Source organism: Methylobacterium tardum (assembly GCF_023546765.1).
Taxonomy (GTDB): Bacteria; Pseudomonadota; Alphaproteobacteria; order Rhizobiales; family Beijerinckiaceae; genus Methylobacterium; species Methylobacterium tardum.
On record NZ_CP097484.1, the window covers coordinates 658,514 to 680,215 of the forward strand.

Consider the following 21,702-nt stretch of genomic DNA (forward strand, 5'->3'; position numbering starts at 1 on the left):
GCACTCTTGACCATCAAGCCCACCTTCCCCGACGCGGCACCGGTCGCCCTCGACACGGCCGCGCCGGAAACGGCCGCGCTGGCCTTCCTCGATGATGTCCGGGCGGGCCTGTCCCGGCCCCAGAAGGCGTTGTCGCCGAAATACTTCTACGATGCCGCCGGCTCCGACCTGTTCGAGGCGATCACGCGGCTTCCGGAATACTACCCGACCCGGACGGAGATCGGCATCCTCGACCGGAGCGGTCCGGAGATCGCGGCGCTGCTGCCGGCGCACGCCGCCCTGGTGGAGTTCGGCAGCGGCTCGACCGTGAAGCTTCGCCGTCTCCTTGAGCATCTCGATACGCTGGCCGCCTACGTGCCGGTCGACGTGTCCGGCACGTTCCTGAAATCCCAGGCCGAGGCCCTCAAGGCGGACCTGCCGCAACTCCGGGTCGAGCCGGTGGTCGCCGACTTCACCCGCGACTTCGACCTGCCCCAGAGCCTCGACGGCCTGCCGCGGGCGGGCTTCTTCCCCGGCTCGACCATCGGCAACTTCGAACCCGCCGAGGCCGAGGGCCTGCTGCGCCGGTTCGGGCGGATCCTGGGGGAGGGCGCCCACATGATCGTGGGCGTCGACCTCGTGAAGGACACCGCGACGCTGGAGCGTGCCTATGACGACGCCGCCGGCGTCACGGCAGCCTTCAACCTCAATCTCCTGACCCGGATCAACCGGGAGCTCGCCGGCCGCTTCGACCTCGACGCCTTCACCCATCGCGCCGTGTTCGACCCGTCGGCCTCACGGATCGAGATGCATCTCGTTTCCCGGAACGCGCAGGACGTGCGCGTCGGCTCCGACACCTTCGCGTTTGCGGAAGGCGAGACGATTCACACGGAGAGCAGCTACAAGTATACGGTCGCGACCTTCCAGGCCCTCGCCGAGCGGGCCGGCTGGACCTGGCTCAAGGTCTGGACCGATCCGCAGGGGCTGTTCTCGGTCCACGCGCTCCGGCTGGATTGAGGGTTCGCGGGCGAGCGGAGCCGCGGAGGAGGCGCCGGTGCGTTTCAGACCGCCCTGGTTCTACGTGGTGGCGCCCTCCCTCGGCGCCCTGGCCGGCCTGGTCTACGGGTCGATCTTCGAGGTCGGCCCGCTGACCGGCGCGGCGATCCGCGGTGCGATCATCGGCACGCCGATCATGCTCTACGAGCGCCGGCTCCTGGCGCCGGCTTTGCGCGAGCGCGTCCGGAGCCTCGCCACGCCGCTGTTCCTGCTCGCCACAGTGGCGATCTACGTCGCGATGATCATCGTCGGCAATGCCGCCGCCAGCACCGTGCTGAACCGCCTGTTCCGGTTCATGTACAGCGAGCGCAACGCGATGCTGATGACCGACACCGGGCTGCTCTACGCGCTCTGCATCTCGGCGCTCGTGGTGTTCGTGTTCCGGGTCCGCGACCTGATCGGGCCGGGCGTGTTCGCCAACCTGCTGATCGGCCGGTATCACCGCCCGATCAGCGAGGAGCGGATCTTCCTGTTCCTCGACGTGACCGGCTCGACGCGCTTCGCGGACCGCTACGGTGACCGTGAGGCCCAGGCCTATCTCGGGCAGGTGTTCAACGCGCTGGCGCTGCCGGTCTCGCAGACGCGCGGCTCCATCGGCGATTATATCGGCGACCTCGCGCTGGTGACCTGGACGATGGAGCGGGGCACCCGCGACGCCGCGTGCCTCCGCTGCGTCTTCGATTTCGCGGCGCGCCTCGCCGCCGAGTCCGAGGCGTGGCGGCGCCGGTTCGGGCAGGTCCCGGAATTCCGCGCGGCCCTCCATTGCGGCCCGGTGGTCACCGCCGAGATCGGTCTGGAGCGGCACAAGATCGCCTATTTCGGCGATGTGGTGAACACCACCGCCCGGCTGGAGGCACTGTCCAAGACGCTCGGCGTCCACGTGTTGGTGTCGGCCGATCTCCTGCGCCGGCTCGGCCCGCTGCCGGCGGATCTTGTCGCGGAGGATCTCGGCGCCCACGCCCTGCGGGGCCGCGAGGAGCCGATGACCGTTGCTTCTGTCCGACGCCGCGCGCCCGTCACCGCGTCGGTGGCGCCGATCCAGAGCCAGGTGGTCGCGGGCTGAGACGTCCCAACGGGGGTAGCCATCCCACCCCCTGGCGGGAGACACGATCAGGCGCCCAGTGCCTTCAGCACATCGCGGGCGGCGCGCTCGCCGTCGAGGGTCGCGCCACCGACCGTCATGGCTCCGCCGCCAGCCAGGGCCTCACCGGCGAAGAACAGCCGCCCGCCCACCGGCTCGCGCAGGTGGTCGCGGGCCGCGGCGTGACCGGGCGCGACGATCGCGTACGATCCGCAGGCGTGCGGATCCGTCCACCAGCCGGCGAGCCGGCCCGCCAGCACGGCACCCTTGGCCTTCTCGCCCAGGACGGCGCCGAGGCGTTCGGTGGCCAGCGCCACCGCCGCGGCCTCGCCGGCGCGGCACAGGTCGCGGGCGAGGTCGCCGCCGAGATTGGCGACCGCCAGGGACCGGCCGAACGGGCCCATCTCGAAGTACAGCGTCGGGCCGCCGGTCGCGATCGAGACCGCATCGCCGAATGCCGTCGGATCGACCTTCGTCGGGTCGAGGCGCAGGCCGACCTTGGTGTAGGCGCCCATCTGCAGCCCATCGAGAGCCGCCTGCGCGCCGTCGGGAAGCTTCGGCGTGAGCCGGATCGCCCCGGATTTGAGGACGCCCACGGGCACCGTGACGATCACGGCGGCCGCCGACAGGGTGCCTCGTGCCGTCTCGACCCGGACCTCCCGGCCGGACCAGTCGATCGCCCGCACGGGGCAGCCGAGACTGACCGGCAGGTCCGAGAAGTGCCGCGCCAGCAAGTCGCCGTAGCCGTCGACCCAGAGGTCGGTGCCCGACCAGAGGCGGTCGTAATCGACAGCCGAGACCCGCTCGGGATCCTCCCCCAGGGAGAGCCGGCTCAGGCCCGCGGCTGCCAGCTCGGCATCGCGGCCGCCGGCCCGGGCGGCCTCGGCCAGGGACGGATCGCCTCCCTTCGGCTCCAGCAGCGCGTCGAGGCCGGAAAAGCCGGCGCGCCGGGCCGCCTTCTCCGCGTCGGTCGCGGGGCGCCCGTCGATCGTGAGGGTGCGCGCCCAGCCGTCCTCCCGGGCGAAGCGGGCCTTGGCCGCGCGGGCGATCGGCGCCCACGGATTGTGCTCGGCCCAGTGGATGTACTCGGCCCCGGCGTCGAACGGGCAGTCCACGCCGAGCGCCCGGTCGGTATAGGCGCGTCCGCCGATCCGGTCCCGCGCCTCGGCGAGGGTGAAGCTCTGACCTGCCGCGCGCAACGCGGCCGCGGCCGCGAGACCTGCCGAACCGGCGCCGACGATCACCACGGTCCCGCCCCGCGCGGCCGCGCGCAGGGCCGGTGCGGCCAGCAGGGTGGAGGCGATGATCGCGCGTCGGGTGGGTGTCGGCTGAGCCGGCCTCATGGCGCCTCTGCTCGGAAACGTCCTGGATCCACCGGACGCGGAAGGACGCGCTAACCGCGCGCGCCCTGCGTGCCCGAGCGCTTCTCCATCATGGCCTTGACCTGCATCAGCTGGTCCCAGACCTGCCCCGGCGACGTCCCGAAGAAGTTGAAGCCCGCGTTGATGCCCCAATAGAGGCCGAAGCAGATCAGCGGCACGAGCATCCAGGCGAGTACCTCCTCGCCCCGCCGACGCCGCTGGCGGCGACGGCGGCGTTCCTCGCGCCGTGTCAGCTTCTTCGGGGGCGCCGGCTGCGAGACGGGGGTGAGGGGGCCCTCGTGCAGATTGTCAGTCATCGGGCGCCTCCTCGCCGCGGCGCTTGCGCGTCGCGGCGGTCATAGACCGGCGGCTTCTACTCCGGAAGGCCGCCGATCGCCGTGCGGACCATTAGGCGCGCACGAGTGGCACCTTCGGCACGGTCCGGACGCCGCCCGAACCGCCGCCGCCCTTGTTGTCCTTCGGAGTCTTCTTCCGGGCCGCGGTGCGGGGCTTTGTGCGCTTGTGGCGCTTGGCGACGTTGGTCACGTCCTTCTCGGGCTTGGGCGTCACCGGACCGGCCGGGAACTCGAAGCCCAGGCTGTCCTTGGCGCCGGCCTTGGCCTCGCCGTCCTCCGGCTTGCGCACGATCACCCGGACCGCGCCGCCATCCTTCAGCTTGCCGAACAGCACCTCGTCGGCGAGCGGCGTCTTGATGGTCGACTGGATCAGCCGGGCCATCGGGCGCGCGCCCATCGCGTCGTCGTAGCCGTGCTCCACCAGCCAGTCCCGGGCTTCGTCCGAGAGCTCGATCGTGACGTTGCGGTCGGCGAGTTGCGCCTCGAGTTGGAGGACGAACTTGTCGACCACCTTCGCCACGACCTCCTTCGGCAGGTGGCCGAACGAGATGATCGCGTCGAGACGGTTGCGGAATTCCGGCGCGAACAGCCGGTTGATCGCCTCGACGTCGTCCCCGGTCCGCTTGCTCTGGGTGAAGCCGTAAGCCGACTTCGCCAGATCCGAGGCGCCCGCATTCGACGTCATGATGATGATGACGTTGCGGAAATCGACCTGCTTGCCGTTGTGGTCGGTCAGCTTGCCGTGGTCCATGACCTGCAACAGGATGTTGAACAGGTCCGGGTGCGCCTTCTCGATCTCGTCGAGCAGCAGCACGCAATGCGGGTGCTGGTCGATCCCGTCGGTGAGCAGGCCGCCCTGGTCGAAGCCGACATAGCCGGGGGGCGCGCCGATCAGGCGGCTCACCGTATGGCGCTCCATGTATTCCGACATGTCGAAGCGCAGCATCTCGACGCCGAGCGACGAGGCGAGCTGCTTGGCGGCCTCGGTCTTGCCGACGCCGGTCGGGCCCGCGAACAGATACGAGCCGATCGGCTTGTCCGGATCGCGCAGGCCGGCGCGCGCCAGCTTGATCGCCGAGGTCAGCGCCTCGATGGCGTTCGGCTGGCCGTAGACCACCCGCTTCAGGTTCTCGGTCAGGTGCTGGAGCACCACCGCGTCGTCCTTGGAGACGGTCTTCGGCGGAATCCTGGCCATCGTGGCGATGGTCGCCTCGATCTCCTTGATGCCGATCGTGCGCTTGCGGCGCGCCTCCGGCACCAGCATCTGCGAGGCGCCGGTCTCGTCGATCACATCGATCGCCTTGTCGGGCAGCTTGCGGTCGTTGATGTAGCGAGCCGACAGCTCCACCGCGGCTTTCACGGCCTCGGTCGTGTACTTGAGCTTGTGGAACTCCTCGAAGTACGGGCGCAGGCCCTTCACGATCTCGATCGTGTCGGGGATCGACGGCTCGTTGACGTCGATCTTCTGGAACCGGCGCACCAGGGCGCGATCCTTCTCGAAGTACTGGCGGTACTCCTTGTAGGTGGTCGAGCCGATGCAGCGCAGCGTGCCCGAAGCCAGCGCCGGCTTGAGCAGGTTCGACGCGTCCATGGCCCCGCCCGAGGTCGCACCGGCGCCGATGACCGTGTGGATCTCGTCGATGAACATGATCGCGTTCGGGTGCGCCTCGATCTCCTTCATCACCTGCTTGAGGCGCTCCTCGAAGTCGCCACGGTAGCGGGTCCCGGCGAGCAGCGTGCCCATGTCGAGGGAGAACACCGTCGCGTCGGCTAGGACCTCCGGCACCTCGTGCTGGATGATCTTGCGCGCCAGGCCTTCCGCGATCGCGGTCTTGCCGACGCCGGGATCGCCGACCAGCAACGGGTTGTTCTTCTGCCGGCGGCAGAGCACCTGGATCGTCCGCTGGACCTCGGTCTCGCGGCCGATCAGCGGGTCGATCTTGCCGTCGCGCGCCTTCTTGTTGAGGTTGACGCAGTAGGCGTCCAGCGCGTCGCCCTTCTTCTTCGCGCCGCCGCGGGGATCCCCCTCGTCGCTCGGCCGCTCGGCCGCGCCCTCGTCCTCGGCACCGCGCACCGGCTTCGACTCGGAGGCGCCGGGACGCTTGGCGATGCCATGGCTGATGTAGTTGACCGCGTCGTAGCGGGTCATGTCCTGCTCCTGCAGGAAGTAGGCGGCGTGGCTCTCGCGCTCGGCGAAGATCGCCACCAGCACGTTCGCCCCCGTCACCTCCTCGCGGCCGGAGGACTGGACGTGGATCACCGCGCGCTGGATCACGCGCTGGAACCCGGCCGTGGGCTTGGCATCCTGCCGCCCGTCGCCGGTGAGGTTGGACAGCTCGGTATCGACGTAGTCGGCGAGGCTGCGCTTGAGCGTGTCGATCTCGACATTGCAGGCGCGCATCACCGCGGCCGCGTCCTGGTCGTCCACGAGGGCGAGCAGGAGGTGCTCCAGCGTCGCGTATTCGTGCCGGCGCTCTCCCGCGAGCGCCAGGGCGCGGTGGAGAGCTTGTTCTAGGCTGCGTGAGAAGCTTGGCAAAGCTGGCCTCTGTGTGGGTGCCTACCGCGAGCGGCGCCTATTTCTTTTCCATAACGCACTGGAGAGGATGTTGGTGTTTGCGCGCGAAGTCCATGACCTGCGTCACCTTGGTCTCCGCCACCTCGTAGGTGAAGACCCCGCACTCGCCGACCCCGTTCTGATGCACGTGCATCATGATCTGGTAGGCATCCTCGTGGCTCTTGTTGAAGAACCGCTCGACCACCAGCACCACGAACTCCATGGGCGTGTAGTCGTCGTTCAAAAGGAGCACCCGGTAGAGGCTCGGCCGTTTGGTCCGCGGCTTCGTACGGGTGATGATCGCGGTGTTGGAGCGGTCGTCACCGCCTGGCGCGCGCGACCCGGACGCCGTGATCGCGATGCGCGCCGGCCAGTGACCCTTCGTGGAACTCGCGGTGCCCTGCATGGGGACCTGTCTCATGTGCGTCGAACCGATCCCTCAACTGGAGCGGGCGTCGCCAGCCCGAAAAGCCGCGTCTGTCTCGGCCTCGCCGGGAGCGGCGCTCGGCTCCGCTTCCGTTAATCTACAGACGGTGAGCCGACTTCGCCAGACGCCTGTGCGCACTTGTCCGCCCGTCCGGGAAGGTTTGCCGCGCATGCCCGACGCGCCGGAGCCGCGCAGGCCCGAACGCGGGCGACAAACCGCGCTCGCGAGCGCGGCCGAGCTTGGCTTGCATGCCCGATCTCCGGACCGCAACTGGCCCAGCCAGGCCGGCCCCGGCGGCCCGATACAAATTTGTGCGCCGCGTCAGCCAGCGTCAAGCCACGACCGGTAAGGACAATAAGCGACCGCTGGATCGACACGATCCGGCATTCGAGCCGATCGCATTAACGGGCCTGTAACTGCACTTGCCTAACTCTCCGATGATGCATCGGGGCCACGCGACCAGCGCGGGCCACCAGGGGACATGACCGGCGCGCGCCGGTTTCGCGAGGCAATCAGGCGTGATGCGTAGCGTAGTAGGCCGCTCCCGGACGATCCCCGTGCTGCCGGCCGCCCTCGCGGCCGCGGCGGTCCTGACAGCCCTGGCCTCGCCGGCCGAGGCCCGGCGCGGGCGCCACCATCACCATGCGCGCACCGGCGGCGGCTACAATCCGCCCTACGCCGCGATGGTCGCCGACGTGAAGAGCGGCAAGACCCTGCACGCGGTCAACGAGGATGCCCTGCGCCATCCCGCCTCGATCACCAAGGTGATGACGCTCTACATGCTGTTCGAGCAGATGGAGCGCGGCAAGTTCGCCCTCGATTCCGAGCTGAGCATCTCGGCCCATGCCGCCGCACAGGCACCCTCGAAGCTCGGCCTGCGTCCCGGCCAGACCATCTCGGTCGAGGACGCGATCAAGGCGATCGTGACCAAGTCGGCCAACGACGTGGCCTGCGCCATCGGCGAGAACATCGCCGGCTCCGAGGAGCGCTTCGCGCAGATGATGACCGCCAAGGCGCACGCGCTCGGCATGAGCCGGACGCATTACGCCAACGCCTCGGGCCTCCCGGACCCGGATCAGCTCACAACCGCCCGCGACCTGACCTTGCTGGCCCGGGCGATCCAGGACCGCTTCCCCCACTACTATCGCTACTTTCAGACGCGCTCCTTCGCGTTCCGCGGCCGGGTGATCGGCAACCACAACCATCTGCTGGGCAATGTCCAGGGCGTTGACGGGATCAAGACCGGCTACACCCGCGATTCCGGCTTCAACCTGATGACCGCCGCGAAGTCCGACGGCCACCAGATCGTGGCGATCGTGCTCGGCGGAAAGTCCGGCGCCAGCCGCGACCGGATCATGGCCGACCTCGTCCGCTCCAGCCTGCCGCGGGCCTACGCCGGTGCACGCACCGCGCCACCGGTCACCGAGGTTGCCGAGCGCGCCCGCCCGGCGGTCGTCGCCGACGCGGTCTCGCGAACCCGCACGCAGGTCGCCTCGGCCGACGACGAGGATGTCGAGACCACGGGCACGACCGGCGAGCCCCTCGATCTCGCCCCGTCCAAGACCACCACGCCCGGCGGCACCTGGAAGCCCGGCCCGCAGGGCATCCCGAAGGCCGCGCAGGCCTATGCCAGCGCCAGCAGCGCGCAGCCGCCCTTCCCGGGCGCGACCAAGTCGGCCGCCCGGGTGGCGTCGGTCGAGCGCGACGAGCCGCCGAAGGCCGTCTCCGGTGCCCGCGTCGTGCCCACCGCCTGGGTGATCCAGCTCGGCGCCATGGACGACGAGACGAAGGCCCGGTCGATGCTCTCGGAGGCGCGCGCCAAGGTCGGCGGCAGCCTCGCCAAGGCGGCCCCCTACACGGTCAAGGTCGAGCACGGCGGCACGACGCTGTTCCGCGCCCGCTTCTCGGGTTTCGCCGAGCAGGATTCCGCCCAGGAGGCCTGCTCGGCCCTGAAGCGCAGCGGCTTCAGCTGCTTCGCGACCCGGAGCTGACGGCGCCCCAAGCCGCGCCGATACGGTGAAGCCGCGGCTGAGTTGGCCCGCGGCTGCATACGGTAACTCTCTGACAACGCGCGTGGAGTTTAGCGATGTCGGTTCAGAAGCCTGTCCCGGGCCGCGTTGACGCGCGCCGCCCGTTCGGCGCTGCCGCCCTGGTCGGGGTGGGCGCGCTTCATGAGAGACCGGTGGGCCAACCGGATCTCCTCAGCGGTCGCCCCGCGCTGAAGCCCCAGGACCTGGTACGCCTCCTCCTGCGTCATCGCCCCTGGGTTCGGCGGACGGCCCGGCCGCGGGTCTCGATCGCGCTCAGCGTCTACACGCCATCCGGGCGCCCGGCGGTCGAGATACGGCTCTAGCAGGGCGGCGCCCGCAGCGTCGCGCTGGCGGCAGAGCCGCAGCAGCTCGACCACCGCACCGGTGGGCATACCCTCGAGCCGCGCGCCGATATCCGGCCCGGACAGGACCTGCGCGGTGCGCAGGCTGCCGTCCGGGTGCAGCAGCGCGTCGATCAGAACCGTGCGGACGCGCCGGTCCTGAGGTGCGCGGGGGTCACGGCCGGAAGCCGGCCGGACCAGGCGGCGGAGCCGTTCGGTCATCGAGGCTTGCCCCTCGATCAGCCAGACGCCGCCGAGACCGAGAAGCGCCGCGAGGACGAGGTTTCCCCGGAGCAGCAGGAAGCCCGCCGCCAGGAGCGCGAAGGCGCCGAAGGTCGGCAGCTGCGCCCGGCCGAGGGCGGCACCGAACCCCTGGCCGAAGGCGCGCTTCAGCCGCCGACCGAGACCGTCGCTCCTCTTCGAGAGCCACCACAGCGTCAGGCAGGCGAGCAGGCCGGCAAGCAGCGCCATCGCTCAGCGCCGCGCGCCGTACGTGGCCGAAGCCCGGCCGCCGATCTGCACGGTGGTCCCGTTGCCGAAATCGTAGACGCCGTCACGCCGCGACTTCGGCTTGGCGGCGATGGCGTCACAGCCGGGCTGCGGCGGCAGGCGGACGCCTTCGGGCAGGTTCTCCGGGCACAGGCGTGACCGCACCGGCCGCTCGCCGGCCTGCGCGGCCGCGGCCGTCAGCCCGACGAGAAGAGCGAGGAGAGAGGATTTCATCGACGGTTCTCCGCCACATCCGCCGTCGTGACCCGCACCTGCCGGATGCGGCCGTCGCGCTCGACCTTCAGCGTCACGGGCGCACCGAGACCGGCCCACTCGATGGCCGCCGTCAGATCGGCCAGGCGATGGACCGGGCGGCCATTGGCCTCCACGATTACGTCGCCGATGTCCCCGGTCTGGGGATCGACGCCGCGCAGGCCTGCCTGGGCCGCCGGCGACCCGGGCAGGACCCGCACGATCACCACGCCGTCGATGCCGAGCCGCGCGGTGGCAGCCTCCTGGGCGGCGATGATGCCGATGCCGGGATTGCGCACGCGTCCCGCCTTGATCAGCTCCGGCACGATCCGGTTGACCACGTCGACCGGAATGGCGAACCCGATCCCGGCGCTCGCCCCCGACGGCGAGACGATGGCGGTGTTGACGCCGATCAGCCGGCCGGCGGAGTCGAGAAGCGGGCCGCCGGAATTGCCGGGATTGATCGCCGCATCCGTCTGGATAACGCCGGACACTTCACGCCCCTCGCTGGTCGGCATCCGGCGGCGGACGGCGCTGATCACGCCGGTCGTCAGCGTGTGGTCGAGGCCGAACGGGTTGCCGATCGCGAAGGTCGATTGGCCGACCTTGAGATCCGCCGAGGTGCCGATCGCCAGGGGCGGCGGCATGTTCGCGACGCGCCCGAGCTGCAGGACCGCCAGGTCGTAGGACGGCGCCATCCCGACGAGCGTCGCGGGCACCACCGCGCCGTCGCTGAGGCGGACCGAGACGGAGCCGCCGCTCTGCGCGGCGTTCTGCACCACGTGCGTGTTGGTCACGATATGGCCAGCGCCATCCCAGACGAAGCCGGTGCCGGTCTGCGTGTTGCCCTGCTCGCCACCGTCCTCATCGAGGTCAAGCAGGTCGCGGTTCTGGGCCGCACCCTGGGCGAAGACGTGGACCACCGACGGGCTCGCCTGCTCGAACAGGGCCACCGTCGCCTTCTCCGACTGCGCGAGATCGCCGCGCGCGGTTACAGCCCGGGGCGTGTTGGCCGCGTAGAGCAGCGGCTGCAGGTAGGGCTGGACAACATAGAGCGCCATCAGGACCAGGACCGCGGCGAGAAGGATGCGCACGGTACGATCCGGCACGGGTGTCTCCAGGGAAGGCCCGGGGCGGGCGCGGGTCTTAAGTGCGCGTTCAGCTTCAGGGCGTCAACACAGACAGGCGCCGCTGCCGACAGGCCTCAGACGTGTTCTGGCGCACGTCGGCGAGCGGCGCAAACTGGCTAACGGAATGGTCATCTTTCGAGAGCCACAATTCTCGCAAGTCCACGGCAGCTCGGATGTGTTCAAGACGGCGATGGAACACCGGACCCAGCCTTTCCTCGTGCCTGTGCACCGGATGCTGGCTTCGAACTCCGCCCGAATTGATCGCAAAACTGCCGCAGAGATGCTTGCTTTGACGCTCAGACCATCGATCCCCGCCGCGTCTCGGCTCAGGCCGACGGCGGTGATCTGAACGGTCCAAAACGGTTCGGAAGGACGCGTACACATGGAAACCGAAGCTCTGGAACGGCCCGCGGATCTGACGATCTGGCGCACGGCCCCGGCGAGCGCCCCGCTCGCGCAGCCCGAGCGCTTTGACACGCTGCGCGAGGCAATCGCCGCCGCCGCCGGCGCCCTGACCGACCCGGCCAAGCAGCCCTGGATCATCACCGAAGAGGGCGAGATCCTCTCGCCGAACTGGATCCGCACCTACCTGAACTGACGACCCCAGCGGTCGAGCAACGGGGATACCGGGGATGGCAGCGCAAGCGCCGCCCCGGGTCCCCGGGGCTCACTCCGCCGCGTCTGAGTGGCGGAACCCCTCGATCCCGACCTGGTCGGGATTGATCGCGTGCAGCGCCCGCCGGGCGGCCTCGAGCGGATGCTCGGCCTCGATCCGGACCGAGGTGAGATCCGGGCTCTTGTAGACCGTCACGATGGTGTCCATCACCTCGGTGAGCGTCGTGCGCTTGTCCTCGGGCGCCGCGATCAGCAGTTGCAGCCCCCACGCCCGGTAGAGGTCCACCAGCGCCTGGCTGTTGCGCACGTCGAGCTTCGAGAACGCCTCGTCGAGGAGGCACAGGCCCAGGCCCGGATTCTCGTCGCCCGGCCGGTCGCCGGGATAGTAGGCGCTCGCCAGGGAGGCCGCGATCGCCACGTAGAACGGCGCCTGCGCCTCGCCGCCCGAGCCGCGGAGCGCCCGGGCCGACATGGTGGTGCGGTTGCCCGCCCGGTCCCGCATGCCGATCTCGTAGACGAAGTAGTTGCGGTAATCGGCGAGCCGCGCCGCATCCTCCGCGCCGGCGATCAGGGCGGTGATCTCCTCAAGCGCCGCCGCCATCGGACCCTCGGCCTCGCCGGCGAACAGCGCCTGGGCGGCCTCGGGCGAGCGGGCCGTCTCGATGGCGAGCGCGTGGACGGCGGCGTAGCGGCGGTCCACCGCAGCCTCGAACGCGTAGGTCTGCCCGGTGAAGCTGCGGGCCGAGAGACGCTCGTTCAAAGCCGCGAGCTTGGCGTGGACGCGCTCGAACCGGTCGGCCAGACGCGTCAGCAGGTCCTCGGTCATGAGGCGGCGCATCTCGGTCTCGGCCCGCTCGGCCTGGGCGCGATAGCGGCGCAGCTCGTGACCTTCCACGGCCTCGTATTCCCGCCGGACCCAGGCGAACCCATCGATCGCGGGCGCATCTCCGGCATTGAGCGGGTTCTCGACCCGCCAGGCGGCGCAGGCCTCCGCCAGCTCCCGCTCGGCGATCCGGCCATGTGACCGGGCGGCGTCGGCCGCCTCCCGGGCCAGCGTGCGCTCGGTGGTCGCCCGCGACCCGGCGGCCTTGGCGTCGAGCCCCGCGAGAGCACGGCGTGCCTCGGCGATAATGCCGACATCGAACACCTCGGAGCGCGCGAGCCGCACCCGGGCGGCATCGCCGCCCGTGAGCTGGCGCAGGGCCGCGCGCCGCGCCGCCAGGGCTGCGCGGGTGGCCTCACGCACCGGGCCGAGCCGGGCGCGAAGCGCCGCCTCGTCGGCGAGCAGGCGGTCGAGCTTCGGCTCCAGCTCCTCCGACAACTCGCGCAGGTAGCCGGCGCGCTCCGCACTCAGCGCGGTGATCTCGGCGGTGAGCCCGGCGGTGTCGTGCTTCTCGATCCCCTCGCGCTCTGTCTGAAGGGTTCGCCGCCGCCCATCCAGGCCGTCCATCTCGGTCCGCAGGGTGTCGATGTCGTCGAGACCCCGGGCGATGCGGGCGCGGATCGCAGCGGCCGTGCGGGCCGCCTCGCGCAGCACCGCCGCCTCGCCGCGCAGCCGACGCGCCTCCGCGACCGCCACCTCGTGGGCACGGCGGCTGTCGGCGGTCGGCCCGCGTTGGCCGCGCGTCATCAGGAGGTCGACGCTGCGCGTCACCGAATAAGCCATGCCGGCGGTGGTGCGACCGCTCGGCGCCACCGCGCGGGCGAGGTGGGCGAGCTCAGCATCGTCCCGAGCGAGGTCGTAGCCGCCCAGCCGCACCCCCAGGAACGCCTCCGCGTGCGGGTCGCTGGTCTCGATGACGGTGAGCGGCCCGTCATCGTAGCGGCGCGCCCGCTGCTTGGCGGTGTCGGTGGTCTTGACCAGGATGCAGCGATGGAACCGATCACGGCCGGATTGCAGGACGCCGAGCGCCTCGTTCAGCCGGTCCGGCGCCACCACCAGCGCCTCGCGGGCACGCCCGAGCAGGGCTTCGAGGGCCGGCCCCCAGGTCGGATCGGCGATCTCGGCCAGCTCGCAGATCGGCACCGCCGTGATGCCGCGCCGCTCCAGCTCGCCGCGGAACGCCACCGTGTCGGAGGACAGCCGCGCCGTCGGCCCGGCACCGGTGCGCGGCGCGGTGCGTTCCGCCTCGCTCTCCTGGGCGCGCGCCTTGAGGGCGGCGTCCTCGGCGGCCCGCTCCAGCGCCTCGTCCGAAATCGGGCAACCGCGCCAGCCCGTCGACAAGCTCGGCCAGCGGACCGTCGGGGCGCAGGATCTCCTCCGGGAAGATTCCTTGCGCAGGCCGGCCCGGGCACAGGCCTCGGCCAGCCGCGCCGCCTGCGGGCTGGACGACCGCAGGATCGGGGCCACCGCCTGGAGCTTGCCCATCTGACCGACGAGGCCGACCAAGTCGGCAATCCGGCCCGCGAGTTCCTTGCGGTCCCGCTCCAGCATGGAGAGGCCGAGGGTCGAGGCGGCAAGCCGCCCCTCCGCGGCACTCGCGGCGGCGAGCGCCTTCTTCTCGGCGATCTCGCCATCGATCTCGCGCACGAAGGCGCGGCTCGCGGCGACACGCTCCCGGGCAATCCGCAGGGTATCGGCGCCCTCGCGCAGGCGCGTACGAACGGCGATCAGGTCGAGGCTACGGCGGCGCAACTCGGCGCTCGCTGCGCGCAAGTCGTGCGTCGCCGCGGCGAGCACCGATTCGCTCCAGGCCTCGTAACGGTCCCGAAGGCGCCGCAGGCGGCCGAGGCGTGTCTCCAGCTCGGCGATCGTCTCCAGGAGGCGCCGCCAGTTCGCGATGGAGAGGCGGACGCGCTCGACGTCCAGCGGTTCCGGGTCGAGCACGAAGGCGCGCACGAAGGCGCTGGTGTCGAAGATCGGCTTGAACGCCACCGCGTTGGCGAAGCTGCGCAGGAAATGGCGGGGCTCGGGCGCCAGCGCGCCCTCGCGCAGGGTCGCGAGGATGTCCGCCGTGAAGCGCTCGCCGGAGGTGCGGTATTCCGTGAAGCTCGATGCCCGGGCGCGCAGGTCCGCGGCGATCTCGCTCCACGGCGCCGTGTAGCTGCCGCCCGGGGCGGTGCGGGCGTAATCGGCGATCTCGAACCGGTGCCCGACCGCGATGAAGCGCGAGAGCACGGTCTCCTTCGGCTCGACGGCGCGCGCCGCCAGCGCCAGCCCGACCGTGACCACGCGCCCCGACTCGGGGTTCTCGAACACGAGGGCGAGCACGGTCTCGCAGGATTCCCGCGTCGGGCGACCGCCCTCCGCCGGGTCGCTGATCCAGCCCAGGCAATAGTCCCGCACCGTGCGGGCGCTGCGGCCTGAGGCCGAGGCGTTGAGGGCGAGACGGCTGGCATTGTTGCCGGCCAGAACCGTGCCGACCGCGTCGAAAATCGTCCGACTTCCCGGCGCCCGTCGGCCCGACGAGCGCGGCCGCGCCGCGCAGCCGAATCTGCTCGCGGCGGATCAGGTACCAGTTCGAGATGGCGATGTCGGTGAGGACGTACACGAGACGGGGCGTCGGACCGTTGGCAGGAATTCGGCCGGCCCAGTTGGCCGGGATCGGCCGCGTATGCAAGCCGACCGGGTCGCCGCCCGGATGCGGGACACGACCACAAATTATGACAATTTTAGCACAACTTGTTCATGCCGCTGGGATCTCGCCCGATGACCCGGTCTCGATCGATGCGCCTGAGCCTGAAGACGAAGTTGAGCGGCCTGTTCATCATGCTGCTCCTCGCAGCGATGATCCAGGGCGGCGTCACGCTGTACAAGATGCAGGCGGTCGATCAGCGACTGACGGAGCTTCTCGACAACGCCGTCCCGTCGATCAACGAGGCCCAGGCCATCAATGCCTTCGTGCTTCGGACCCGACTGTGGCAGTTCCGATACGTCACGGCAGATACGCAGGCCGAGCGGGACACGAGCCTGAAGAATGCGGACGAGATGACCCGCAACCGCCAAGCGAAGGTTGAGGCGTACCGCGCCTTGGTGGCCTCGAAAGAGGAGCAGGCCATCTACGAGGATCTGCTGACCAAGCTCGCGGCCCAGGAAAAGGATTGGGACCGGTTGCGGGCTTTTCCGGCCGATGCGCACGAGCAGGCGCTCGCCTATTTCCGCGGTCCGATGAATGCCAACTATCTGGCGGCCTCGACGGCCACCCGGGCCCTCGCCGATCTCAATATCAAGACCGGCGCGGCTGCCGGGCAGGTCGCCCGCCAGAGCCAGACGGAAGCCGTCCAGGCCACCGTGACCATCCTGGTCGTCACCGTGCTGATCGCCCTCGGCGCGATGCTCTACGCCTTCGTCGGCGTGTCGCGCCCGCTGGCGGCCATGACGCAGGCCATGCGGCGCCTCGCGGACGGCGACACGGAGGCCGCAGTGCCCTTCGCCCAGCGGCGGGACGAGATCGGCGACATGTCGGCGACCGTGGACGTGTTCAAGCAGAACCTGCTGCATGCCCGGGCCCTGGAGGCCGAGACCGCGCTCGCCCGCGCCGGCGCCGAGGCGCAGCGCCGCCAGGCCGCGCGGGACCTGGCCGATCGGTTCGAGGCGAGCGTCGGCGGCATCGTCGGGTCCGTCACCGCCGCGGCGACCCAGCTTCAGGCCACCGCCCAGAGCCTGACCGCGACCGCGACGCAGACCGCCGGCCAGTCGACCAGCGCGGCCGCGGCCGCCGAGGAGGCCTCGACCAACGTGACGACGGTGGCCGCCGCGGCCGAGGAACTCGGCTCCTCGGTCAACGAGATCGGGCGCCAGGTCGGTTCCTCCGCAGACCTCGCGCAGGCCGCCGTCCAGGAGGCCGGCGCGACCGCCCAGTTGGTCCAGGAACTGAGTGCGGCGGCGCGGCGGGTCGGGGAGGTCGCCGACCTGATCTCCGCCATCGCGAGCCAGACCAACCTGCTGGCGCTCAACGCCACCATCGAGGCGGCGCGCGCCGGCGCGGCGGGCAAGGGCTTTGCGGTCGTCGCCTCCGAGGTAAAGGCGCTCGCCGACCAGACCGCCAAGGCCACCGCCGAGATCTCCGCGCAGATCGGGCAGATCCAGGGTTCGACCGGGCAGGCCGTCCAGGCGATCGACGGGATCGCCGGGCGCATCCGCGAGATCAGCGGCATGGCGAACTCGATCGCGGCCGCCGTGGAGGAGCAGGGCGCGGCGACTCAGGAGATCGTCCGCAATGTCGCCGAGGCCGCGACCGGGACGGACGCTGTCACCGCCAACGTGAGCGGCGTCGCCGGGTCCGCCGAGGAGACGGGCGCGGCCGCCGCCCAGGTCCTGGCCTCGGCCTCCGAGATGGCCCGCCAGGCCGCTCATCTCGGCAGCGAGGTCGAGCGCTTTCTTGCGACCGTCCGGGCGGCCTGAGCGGAAACCGGTGGGCGGGGGCTTGCGGGTGAGGAGCCCGGTCGCCCCCGTCATCGACAGGCGCCGGCCTCAGGCCTCGCCGGCCTCCGACCAGGCCCGCAGGCGCTCCAGCCACGCATCCGAGGCCAGCACGGCGAGACCCGGCAGGAGCGAGAGCGGGGTGACCCGCTCGACCCGGTCGCGCTCGCCGAGCCGCAGCCCGCCGCGCTTGGCGTACATGCGGAGGATGTCGGCGAGCCGGCCCTCCTCCGGCGGCTCGTTGCGCGCCACGGTCCGGATCTTCTCGACGATCTCGTCGGTGGTGCACTCGACGATCCCGTCGGTGCCGGCGCGGTGGTCGCGCAGGCCCTCCTCGTACAGGAGCCGGAGCGCCAGCAGCACCAGGGTCTCGTCCTTGCGCAGGCGCTCCGAGACGATGTCGTGGCGCGGCGCGTCCGCCGACGGGCTCAGCGAGACCATCTGGTCGCGGTGCGAGACCGTGAGCGCGTATCCAAGACAGGCGAAATAGTCGGTGAAGAACGGCGCATAGTGCCGGGCAAGCTCGTAGGAGCGGCCGATCCCCTGCGTGTCCGCGTAGATCACCTGCCCTTCAGCAGCACCTGAAGCGCGCGGCTGAGCTCCTCGGCATCGGGCGCCCGGGCCCCGGGAGGCGGCGGCTCGTCACCGTCGATGATGGCGCGGAAGCCCTCAAGCACGGGGACGGCGCTCCAACAGGAAATCCGGGCAGTCGAGCCAGCCGTTGACCACCCGCTCCGGCAGACGCGTGACGGCGTATCGCTCGCCGAGCCGCGCGTCGAACAGCACGTCGATCTCGCGCAGGCGCTGGAACACGACGAAGTCGTCGACGCCCGCGATGACGATCTGCGACCCGCGCAGCCGCACGGCCTTGCCGAGCCGCGCCTCCACGAAGGCGGTCATGCTCTCGGGCGTCACGGTGGTGCGGCGCTGGAACTCCGCCTTGGCGGCCGCGAAGGCGTCCACCACGGGATCGTCCTCCAGGTCGGGCAGGGGCTCCATGTCGATCGCGCTCTTGCGCGCCCGCGGCGCCTGGAGATGCGCGTGGCCGATGGGTGGCCGCAGCTGGGAGACGTCGGCCGGCACGTCGGGCGCGATCTCCGAACCGCCGATGGCCCGCAGCATCGCGGCGGCGCGCTCGACCCCGCTCGGATCCGGGCGGTCCATGACGTGCAGGGCGGCGCCGATCCGACGCTCCAGACGGGCCACGACGGCGTCGACGGCATCGAGATGGTTGTCGAGCCCCTCGAACACCGAGAGGATCTGGGCGAGGTCGGCCCGGACCGCCCGCTGGGCGGTGTCGAGATCGGGGCTGCGGCCTTCGCGGATCAGGCCCTCGGCCAGCGCCCGCAGGGTGAGCGCGTCGCGCAAAGCCCGGCCCGCCTCGCGCACCACGCTGGCGCGGAACCGGAACGGGTTGAAGCGCGTGTGCAGCGTCCGGTAGTCGCTGATCAGGTGGCGCTCGACGAAATCCTCGAAGAACAGCCGGAAGGTCTTGGCCCGGTCCGGCTCGCGCAGGATCCGCTCCTCGACCTTGCGCATGCCGGCGGCGAGCCCGCGCACATGCGACAGGAAGGCGGCGGCGGCCCGGGCGGCGTTGGACAGGGCCTCCGAGCGGTTCGCCGGGTCCGACAGGGCGCTCTCCAGCCCACCCAGCACCTCCAGAACGGCGCCGCCGTAGGAGCGGGTCTCGCCCCGTTCGAGGCGGGACAGCTCCTCCAGTAGGAGACGCGCCTCGGGATCGAACTCCACCACCGGCACGTAGCGCTCGCGACGCTCGATCAGCCAGCCGGTGTCGAGAAGGCGCCGGTACAGCGCGGTCCGGCGCTCAGCGGGATCGGCCGAGATCGGCTCGTCGCCGCTGACCTCCGGATCGCTCCAGCCCGCGGCGAAGTCGCCGATCTCGGCGAGCAACTCGGCTTTGCGCACCGGCTCGGCCCCGAGGACGCGCCGATGCAGGTGCAGGAGCAGGGCCGCATTGAAGCCGCGGCTCGGAGCCGCGAGCGGCTTGAACAGCTCGTCGGGCAGCTGCGCGAACAGCATGTCTTCGGGACTCTCGCCGTCCGCGCAGCCGTGACGTTACTTCGCGCCGAGGAGCTCGACGTCGAAGATCAGCGTGGCATTCGGCGGGATCACGCCGCCGGCGCCCCGGGCGCCGTAGCCCAGCTGCGGCGGGATGATCAGGGTGCGCTTGCCGCCGGTCTTCATGGTGGCGACGCCCTCGTCCCAGCCCTTGATCACCTGGCCGGCGCCGAGGGGGAACGAGAAGGGCTGGTTGCGGTCGCGGGAGGAGTCGAACTTCTTGCCCTTCTTGCCGCCCTCGTCGAGCCAGCCGGTGTACTGGACGGTGACCTGCTGACCGGCCTTGGGCTCAGGCCCGGTCCCGACGACCTCGTCCTGGTACTTGAGGCCGGAGGGCAGGGTGACGGTCTCGGCATTGGCGGCTGTGCTCATGGCGATCAACGCGGCTCCGGCGATGAGGGACAGGCGAGGCATGGTTTCTCCCTGGAGCCGGCGCCGTACGCGCCGGCCGTCGGAGCGCTTCTATCGGCTCACGTCCGGCGAGGCCAGGGCGGGTCATCACGGCCCGCAAGCGCGGTGACGGTCAGCCGCCCAGCATTCCGGCCAGATGCTGCACCAGCCGGCGGGCGACCTCGTCCTTGCCGAGGCGCGGCCAGGATTCCACCGCGCCGTCCGGGCGGATCAGGTGGACGGCGTTGGCGACGCCGCCCATGACGCCGCCTTCAGCCGAGACGTCGTTGGCCACGATCAGATCGCAACCCTTGCGGGCGATCTTCGCGCGGGCGTGATCCAGCACCGCGTCGGTTTCCGCGGCGAACCCGACCACGAGGGTGGGCGCCCCGACGGCCTCCGCGCGATCGTCGCGAGGATGTCGGGGTTCTCGGCGAGGGGAAGCAGGGCGGGTCCGCTGCCGTCCTTCTTGATCTTCTTGGTCCCGGCCTCGTGCTCCGGCCGCCAATCGGCCACCGCCGCGGCGAAGACGGCGATGTCGGCCGGGAGCGCGGCCTCGACGGCGGCCAGCATCTCCCGTGCGGTCTCGACCCGCACCACGGTCACGCGCGGCGGATCGGGAATCGTCACCGGCCCGGAGACCAGGGTCACGATGGCGCCAGCCCGCGCGGCCGCTTCCGCGATGGCATGCCCCTGCCGGCCCGACGAGCGGTTGGCGAGGTAGCGCACCGGGTCGATCGGCTCGTGGGTGGGGCCGGAGGTCACCAGCACCCGTCGTCCGGCGAGGGGCCGCGCCGCGCCATCCGCGCCCAGCATCGTCTCCAGCGCGTCGGCGATTTCGTTGGGCTCGGCCATGCGTCCGGGGCCGGACTCGGGCTCCGCCATGCGGCCGGCATTCGGGCCGACCACGCGAACGCCATCGCCCTCCAGGGTCGCGAGGTTGCGTCGGGTGGCCGGGTGCGCCCACATCTGCACGTTCATGGCCGGCGCGATCAGGATCGGCAGGGTCGTGGCCAGGAGCACGGTGGTCGCCAGATCGGCCGCGTGGCCGCCGGCGAGGCGGGCCATCAGGTTGGCGGTGGCGGGCGCAACGATGACCGCATCGGCTTGGCGGGCGAGCTTGATATGGCCGATCTCGGCCTCGGAGGCCCGGTCGAACAGGTCGGTATGGGCACGCTCGCCAGCGAGCGCCGCCGCCGCCAGGGGCGTGACGAATTCCTGGGCTCCCGCGGTGAGAACCGGGCAGACGCTGGCGCCCCGCTCGCGCAGCCGCCGGATCAGATCGAGGGCCTTGTAGGCCGCGATGCCCCCGCCGATGACGAGGAGGACGCGGCGGTTGGCGAGGGTCTCGGTCATGCCGGACCCTCTGCGCGGCTGCGCGCGCTCGTCAAGCCGGACTCAGGCCGCGGCCGGGACGGCGGGCGCCTTGAGGCCGCCGAAGCGGCGCTCGCGGCGGGCGAACTCGGCCATGGCGGCGGCGAGGTCGTCGGGACCGAAATCGGGCCACATCCGCTCGGTGAAGTGCAACTCGGCGTAGGCCGCCTCCCACAGCATGAAATCCGAGAGCCGCTGCTCGCCGCCTGTCCGGATCAGCAGGTCGACGTCGACCGGCGAGCCGTGCATCGCGCCCGCCACCAGCGCGCCGAAACTCTCCCGCGTGAGGTCCTCCTGGCTCTGCAGGCGCTGCGCGGCCGCGATGATGGCGTCACGGGCGGAGTAGTCGACGCAGATCCGCAGGTGCAGGCGGCTGCCAGCCGCGGTGGCGGCCTCCGCGGCGGCGATCGCCTGGGGGATGCCGTCCGGGAGCCGGTCGCGCCGGCCGACGACGCTGAGACGCGTGCCGGTGCGCGCCAAGCGCTGCGTCTCGTTGCGCAGGTAGGAGCGCAGGAGCCGCATCAGCCCGCCGACCTCCTCGGCCGGGCGCTGCCAGTTGTCCGCCGAGAAGGCGTAGAGCGTCAGCGTGCCAATCCCGAGATCCGGGCACGCCTCGGCGGTGCGCCGGATCGCCTCCACGCCGCGGTGGTGGCCCGCCAGCCGCGGGAGACCGCGCTGCGTCGCCCAGCGCCCGTTGCCGTCCATGATGATCCCGGCGTGCAGGGCCCTCGGCACCGCTTCGCTTTGCATCGTAAAGTCTCCCGGCATGGGCGCTTGGCTGAAGGTTGTCGGATTATCGTTAACAATCCGGGCGGGATCGTTCGGT

At 71.2% G+C, this 21,702-nt stretch carries 15 protein-coding genes and 3 pseudogenes; 5 read left to right on the forward strand and 13 right to left on the reverse strand.

Features of this window, described 5'->3' with window-relative positions; translation table 11 throughout:
* Nucleotides 1-6 precede the first annotated feature (6 nt).
* The gene (egtD, locus tag M6G65_RS03230) at nucleotides 7-996 is read left to right on the forward strand and encodes an L-histidine N(alpha)-methyltransferase (protein WP_238198060.1); all 990 of its coding nucleotides are present in this window, start codon (nucleotides 7-9) and stop codon (nucleotides 994-996) included.
* Between the two features lie 37 nt (nucleotides 997-1,033).
* Nucleotides 1,034-2,098 carry an adenylate/guanylate cyclase domain-containing protein gene (locus M6G65_RS03235; RefSeq protein WP_250103561.1) on the forward strand — a complete coding sequence of 355 codons (1,065 nt, stop codon included), beginning with the start codon at nucleotides 1,034-1,036 and terminating at the stop codon, nucleotides 2,096-2,098.
* Nucleotides 2,099-2,145: 47 nt separating this feature from the next.
* Here M6G65_RS03235 and M6G65_RS03240 read toward each other — a convergent pair whose 3' ends face one another.
* The 4 genes from M6G65_RS03240 to clpS form a co-directional block, all read right to left on the reverse strand.
* On the reverse strand, nucleotides 2,146-3,459 hold the full coding sequence (locus tag M6G65_RS03240; RefSeq protein WP_250103562.1) for a flavin monoamine oxidase family protein: 1,314 nt from the start codon (nucleotides 3,457-3,459) through the stop codon (nucleotides 2,146-2,148).
* Between the two features lie 50 nt (nucleotides 3,460-3,509).
* The gene (locus tag M6G65_RS03245; protein WP_192708695.1) at nucleotides 3,510-3,794 is read right to left on the reverse strand and encodes a hypothetical protein; all 285 of its coding nucleotides are present in this window, start codon (nucleotides 3,792-3,794) and stop codon (nucleotides 3,510-3,512) included.
* A gap of 91 nt (nucleotides 3,795-3,885) precedes the next feature.
* Nucleotides 3,886-6,369: an ATP-dependent Clp protease ATP-binding subunit ClpA gene (gene clpA, locus M6G65_RS03250; RefSeq protein ID WP_250103563.1), complete on the reverse strand. Its 2,484-nt coding sequence runs from the start codon at nucleotides 6,367-6,369 to the stop codon at nucleotides 3,886-3,888.
* A gap of 37 nt (nucleotides 6,370-6,406) precedes the next feature.
* Entirely contained in the window at nucleotides 6,407-6,793 is a 387-nt protein-coding gene (gene clpS / locus M6G65_RS03255; protein WP_192708797.1) for an ATP-dependent Clp protease adapter ClpS, read from the reverse strand.
* A gap of 542 nt (nucleotides 6,794-7,335) precedes the next feature.
* Here clpS and M6G65_RS03260 point away from each other — a divergent pair.
* The gene (locus M6G65_RS03260; RefSeq protein WP_250103564.1) at nucleotides 7,336-8,805 is read left to right on the forward strand and encodes a D-alanyl-D-alanine carboxypeptidase; all 1,470 of its coding nucleotides are present in this window, start codon (nucleotides 7,336-7,338) and stop codon (nucleotides 8,803-8,805) included.
* An 89-nt stretch (nucleotides 8,806-8,894) separates the two neighbouring features.
* Here M6G65_RS03260 and M6G65_RS03265 read toward each other — a convergent pair whose 3' ends face one another.
* The 3 genes from M6G65_RS03265 to M6G65_RS03275 are packed head-to-tail and all read right to left on the reverse strand — an operon-like array spanning nucleotide 8,895 to nucleotide 11,035.
* The gene (locus tag M6G65_RS03265; RefSeq protein WP_238198072.1) at nucleotides 8,895-9,656 is read right to left on the reverse strand and encodes a DnaJ domain-containing protein; all 762 of its coding nucleotides are present in this window, start codon (nucleotides 9,654-9,656) and stop codon (nucleotides 8,895-8,897) included.
* Nucleotides 9,657-9,659: 3 nt separating this feature from the next.
* Nucleotides 9,660-9,908 (reverse strand): hypothetical protein, encoded by a 249-nt coding sequence (locus M6G65_RS03270; RefSeq protein ID WP_238198074.1) that lies wholly within the window; start codon nucleotides 9,906-9,908, stop codon nucleotides 9,660-9,662.
* Entirely contained in the window at nucleotides 9,905-11,035 is a 1,131-nt protein-coding gene (locus M6G65_RS03275; protein WP_238198076.1) for a S1C family serine protease, read from the reverse strand. The genes M6G65_RS03270 and M6G65_RS03275 overlap by 4 nt, the downstream gene beginning before the upstream one ends.
* Nucleotides 11,036-11,438: 403 nt before the next feature.
* On the opposite strand from M6G65_RS03275, the gene M6G65_RS03280 reads away from it, so the two are divergent.
* On the forward strand, nucleotides 11,439-11,654 hold the full coding sequence (locus M6G65_RS03280) for a hypothetical protein (RefSeq protein ID WP_192708701.1): 216 nt from the start codon (nucleotides 11,439-11,441) through the stop codon (nucleotides 11,652-11,654).
* 69 nt (nucleotides 11,655-11,723) lie between these two features.
* Here the strand turns inward: M6G65_RS03280 and M6G65_RS03285 are convergent.
* Nucleotides 11,724-15,162, reverse strand: a pseudogene (locus M6G65_RS03285) (SbcC/MukB-like Walker B domain-containing protein).
* A gap of 176 nt (nucleotides 15,163-15,338) precedes the next feature.
* On the opposite strand from M6G65_RS03285, the gene M6G65_RS03290 reads away from it, so the two are divergent.
* Nucleotides 15,339-17,015 carry a methyl-accepting chemotaxis protein gene (locus tag M6G65_RS03290; RefSeq protein ID WP_250104201.1) on the forward strand — a complete coding sequence of 559 codons (1,677 nt, stop codon included), beginning with the start codon at nucleotides 15,339-15,341 and terminating at the stop codon, nucleotides 17,013-17,015.
* Nucleotides 17,016-17,084: 69 nt separating this feature from the next.
* Here M6G65_RS03290 and M6G65_RS03295 read toward each other — a convergent pair.
* From M6G65_RS03295 to M6G65_RS03315, 5 genes and pseudogenes are all read right to left on the reverse strand, one after another.
* Nucleotides 17,085-17,710: pseudogene (locus M6G65_RS03295) on the reverse strand (DUF4194 domain-containing protein).
* Nucleotides 17,703-19,073, reverse strand: coding sequence for a Wadjet anti-phage system protein JetA family protein (locus M6G65_RS03300; protein WP_238198079.1), 1,371 nt, complete (start codon nucleotides 19,071-19,073; stop codon nucleotides 17,703-17,705). The pseudogene M6G65_RS03295 and the gene M6G65_RS03300 overlap by 8 nt, the downstream one beginning before the upstream one ends.
* A gap of 36 nt (nucleotides 19,074-19,109) precedes the next feature.
* Nucleotides 19,110-19,526: an FKBP-type peptidyl-prolyl cis-trans isomerase gene (locus M6G65_RS03305; RefSeq protein ID WP_192708705.1), complete on the reverse strand. Its 417-nt coding sequence runs from the start codon at nucleotides 19,524-19,526 to the stop codon at nucleotides 19,110-19,112.
* A gap of 109 nt (nucleotides 19,527-19,635) precedes the next feature.
* Nucleotides 19,636-20,858 (reverse strand): annotated as a pseudogene (gene coaBC / locus M6G65_RS03310) (bifunctional phosphopantothenoylcysteine decarboxylase/phosphopantothenate--cysteine ligase CoaBC).
* Nucleotides 20,859-20,900: 42 nt separating this feature from the next.
* Nucleotides 20,901-21,626: a di-trans,poly-cis-decaprenylcistransferase gene (locus tag M6G65_RS03315; protein WP_238198083.1), complete on the reverse strand. Its 726-nt coding sequence runs from the start codon at nucleotides 21,624-21,626 to the stop codon at nucleotides 20,901-20,903.
* Nucleotides 21,627-21,702: the final 76 nt, after the last annotated feature.

What these genes read in the sequence shown, in the direction of transcription:
- M6G65_RS03290 (WP_250104201.1), top strand. Translation starts at nt 15,339, where the DNA reads ATGCGCCTGAGCCTGAAGACGAAGTTGAGCGGCCTGTTCATCATGCTG.
- M6G65_RS03280 (WP_192708701.1), top strand. Translation starts at nt 11,439, where the DNA reads ATGGAAACCGAAGCTCTGGAACGGCCCGCGGATCTGACGATCTGGCGC.
- M6G65_RS03270 (WP_238198074.1), bottom strand. Translation starts at nt 9,908, where the DNA reads ATGAAATCCTCTCTCCTCGCTCTTCTCGTCGGGCTGACGGCCGCGGCC.
- clpS (WP_192708797.1), bottom strand. Translation starts at nt 6,793, where the DNA reads ATGCAGGGCACCGCGAGTTCCACGAAGGGTCACTGGCCGGCGCGCATC.
- M6G65_RS03315 (WP_238198083.1), bottom strand. Translation starts at nt 21,626, where the DNA reads ATGCAAAGCGAAGCGGTGCCGAGGGCCCTGCACGCCGGGATCATCATG.
- M6G65_RS03245 (WP_192708695.1), bottom strand. Translation starts at nt 3,794, where the DNA reads ATGACTGACAATCTGCACGAGGGCCCCCTCACCCCCGTCTCGCAGCCG.
- M6G65_RS03265 (WP_238198072.1), bottom strand. Translation starts at nt 9,656, where the DNA reads ATGGCGCTGCTTGCCGGCCTGCTCGCCTGCCTGACGCTGTGGTGGCTC.
- M6G65_RS03300 (WP_238198079.1), bottom strand. Translation starts at nt 19,073, where the DNA reads ATGCTGTTCGCGCAGCTGCCCGACGAGCTGTTCAAGCCGCTCGCGGCT.
- M6G65_RS03240 (WP_250103562.1), bottom strand. Translation starts at nt 3,459, where the DNA reads ATGAGGCCGGCTCAGCCGACACCCACCCGACGCGCGATCATCGCCTCC.
- M6G65_RS03260 (WP_250103564.1), top strand. Translation starts at nt 7,336, where the DNA reads ATGCGTAGCGTAGTAGGCCGCTCCCGGACGATCCCCGTGCTGCCGGCC.
- M6G65_RS03305 (WP_192708705.1), bottom strand. Translation starts at nt 19,526, where the DNA reads ATGCCTCGCCTGTCCCTCATCGCCGGAGCCGCGTTGATCGCCATGAGC.